Raw genomic sequence first — 3,057 nt, 5'->3', positions numbered from 1 at the left:
CATTTTTGCCAGAAAGCGCTCTTTGCGGGTGGTTCTGCGTTTATGGACAAACTCACTGTCTGCGAAACTAAGCTGGCTCATGGACAGAAACTCAAGCTGGAAGCGATGGGAGTATTATCTCATGGCTGGGGACTTAATCGCACCTTCCATAGTCAATGGGCATCATCAGGGTGAGTACCCGGACGGTTTTATTTAAATTTTTGGCATTTTCTGAGCCGTGTTCCATATCCGGGGCGTAATAGTCAAATTTGCCTATGACCCATTCGTCTTCGAATTTGAACCGGAAATAATCGTGTTCTCCATAGGGATCATTATCTTCATTGAACTCATTAAATTCTGCAATGGCCTTCAGTAAACCGGCCTTATCCTGAATGGTATTCTTCAATGTAGCGGTCATCATCACTTGAAAGCGGCAATTAATTTCTGCGAGGTGATTTTTAACCGACAGGTCTACCAGTGATTTGCGCACTGCATCATTTAATGTGGCAATTTCGTACATCAGTTCATCCTTTATTGATTCATCGTTAATTGATTAATGTTGATTGTTGCAATTTCTTTATATGAGATGGTCGCGACAAGTCGAGAAAAATCAACACGATTTTTCTAAATAACGAAATGGCAGTAGGTATGAACTTCCATGACGCTGATTTCACAAGCGGAATTTGCCAGACAGCAGGGCTTCACCAAAGGCTATGTCACCAAGCTGATTAAAAAAGGCATTGTGAAGTTAAAAAATGGCAAGGTGGATGCCATTCAGGCAGAACAGGCCATGAAAGCCAATGCTGATCCGGTAACGTTGACTCGCTCTGATCAACCCTCTGATCCTGCTCCAACATCGGCAGGAGCAGTTGATTTCGTCACTGCCCGAACCATGCGGGAGGCGTTCAAGGCAAAACTTGCTCAACTGGAATACGAAGAAAAAAGCGGAAAATTAACAGATGCAGCCAAGGTAAAGCAGGACGCTTTTAAGGCCGGTCGTCTTTTGCGGGATGAGCTGTTAGCCATCCCGGACCGCCTGGCGGATTTGCTGTCGGCTGAAGACGATCCCAGGCAGGTTCAGAAGTTGTTGATTGATGAACTGGAGTTGACGTTAAGAAAAATGTTCAAAAATTAGCTTTGATTAATAAGAATGTGCATGGATTGTTGATTAGATGGTAAGCAATTTCAAATTCGGTAAGTGACAGTGGTTGATTTAAATCAACTTAATGCTGAACTTTGTCTTTTTAAAATTAACTATTTTTGCCAGAAGTGAGAAAATATTTTCAAACGACTTTTCCAATTTGGGGCGGAATATGTTTAAGGTAGTTACCGATGGGGCAACATTGCGTTGTACCTGTGGTTCGAGTCCCGCAAAGCTTGCTGTCTCTGGGAATACTGCTCAGGTAGAAGGAGGCACAATGGCTACAATCATGGATCATTCCCCTGGAAGTAATATCGGTGCCTTTGGCTCATGTTCAAAAAAGAATGGCAAGCCATGCAGCCCAACTACTGGTTCTCCATGGAGCTGCAGAAATTCTGTTGTTTTGGATGGCAAGCCAGTTTTGACACAAGATGGTAAGACTTCCTGCGATTTAGGTGGGCTTATCACCATAGCAAGTGCAGGTCAATCTAGCTCAATTGCGGGTATGGGTCGGTCAGTTGGTTCTGCGCGTTCCAGTCAGCCCTCAGCGGCTGCTTATTCTTCAGCTATGATATCTGAAAGTACAGAGGCTACATCTTCTACAGCTTCTCAAGCAGTAAAAATTAACCCGAATAATATGTACTGGCCACCCTATGACCCAACAGCTCCTGAGGGTGAGAAACACATTCATGTTGAGTATGACCAGGATGTAATTGAGATTGCAGTGCTTGCCCCAGAAGAGTGGAAGGAATATTTCGATTTTATTGATGCAAGTAGGAATATTGGCGGTGCTTTGAAGGGCGCTTATAATGCTCATGATGTTGTAAGCAGGTTGGGTGGGCTAGGTGTAACTGCCTATGTTTCGACTACCAATGGTCGGGATTATATCGTTCTTGAAGGCTACAAACAGCACTTAAAAACACTTCTCAAAGGAAATCGTTACAGAGCAAATAATCCTCAGGTTGTAAAACTCGGTTTGGGTGCTTTGCAGTCTGCAAAAGGGATGACCGCGTATGTTAAAGTAACTGCTCCTATGGAGGTTTTGATTGGGTCGGCAATTAATGTACTTCATTTTATTTTAAGTGATGAGTACTTGTTAAGAGACTTGGGAGTAGATCAAGCACGGATGTTGGTTGGTGTAGTAACAACAGCTGGATCTTCACTAGTTGTAGGTGGTATTGTTACTTCATTTGTGGGGCCAGTGCCTGTAATTGGTAGCGCCATGATTTTGGTGTTAATGAGCATAAGTGTGTGGGCATTAGATAGAGCTACGGAGTTTCAAAAAAAGCTTGTTGAAAAGGTGTTGGAATATAATGATTAAACTGGTTATTGCGGGAGGAGTAAATATTATTTTTCTTGCAGTCTCGTTGTGGTTGTATTGGCATATATCAGTTATGCCTTTTTTTGTTTCTACAAATAATATTCTATTTGATAAATATGGTGTTACCGCTGCATTAGCGTCAGGAACTCCAGGTATTTTTCTATATGTACTGGTTGCGTCTATAGCAATGATTTTTGGTAGGAAACTTAAATACAATAATAAGTTGTTTTTCTCATTTATTGCTGTGTTTTCGCTAAGTGCAGTTGTTCTTAATTATGCAAAATATATTGTTATTATTAAGCCTGAAGCATTTGTTCAGTGCCCAGCAAGGCTAGGTTATAAGAAGAATTTAATGGTTGAGTATGCGCGTGACTTAAGTTATTGCGATAATTCTTTATAGGTTTTTCTTTCATGATATTGTTTTTAAAGAGCGCTCGTATGTGAATATAATTGATCGAGGTTTTTGGTGATTAAGATATTTTTGTCAGGTGTAGTAGTTCAGACCTGATCTGACAGTCACCGATTTTTCAGAGGGTGTCTGTCAGGTCAAATTCAGGCTACAAATTTTTCCTTCCAGATCTCTTTGCCATCTATCAGAGTTTCCATTGGCGTTCTT

The 3,057-nt window shown here is 41.4% G+C and carries 4 protein-coding genes; 3 read left to right on the top strand and 1 reads right to left on the bottom strand.

The window, feature by feature from the left end:
• Positions 1 to 133 precede the first annotated feature (133 nt).
• On the bottom strand, positions 134 to 499 hold the full coding sequence (locus ACNRUY_RS26095; RefSeq protein ID WP_488114593.1) for a DUF3768 domain-containing protein: 366 nt from the start codon (positions 497 to 499) through the stop codon (positions 134 to 136).
• 138 nt (positions 500 to 637) lie between these two features.
• Here ACNRUY_RS26095 and ACNRUY_RS26090 point away from each other — a divergent pair, with 138 nt between their 5' ends.
• The 3 genes from ACNRUY_RS26090 to ACNRUY_RS26080 all read left to right on the top strand — a co-directional run bounded on the left by ACNRUY_RS26090 (position 638) and on the right by ACNRUY_RS26080 (position 2,841).
• Positions 638 to 1,114 carry a hypothetical protein gene (locus tag ACNRUY_RS26090; protein WP_488114592.1) on the top strand — a complete coding sequence of 159 codons (477 nt, stop codon included), beginning with the start codon at positions 638 to 640 and terminating at the stop codon, positions 1,112 to 1,114.
• 91 nt (positions 1,115 to 1,205) lie between these two features.
• Positions 1,206 to 2,441: a DUF4280 domain-containing protein gene (locus ACNRUY_RS26085; protein WP_488114591.1), complete on the top strand. Its 1,236-nt coding sequence runs from the start codon at positions 1,206 to 1,208 to the stop codon at positions 2,439 to 2,441.
• Complete coding sequence (locus tag ACNRUY_RS26080; RefSeq protein ID WP_488114590.1) at positions 2,434 to 2,841, top strand: hypothetical protein; 408 nt, start codon at positions 2,434 to 2,436, stop codon at positions 2,839 to 2,841. Before ACNRUY_RS26085 ends, ACNRUY_RS26080 begins: the two co-directional genes overlap by 8 nt.
• The last annotated feature ends 216 nt before the right edge of the window (positions 2,842 to 3,057 follow it).

This window comes from Endozoicomonas sp. Z74 (assembly GCF_057680865.1).
Note: the sequence above shows the minus strand (reverse complement) of the source record. Positions and strands in the feature narration are given on the sequence as shown.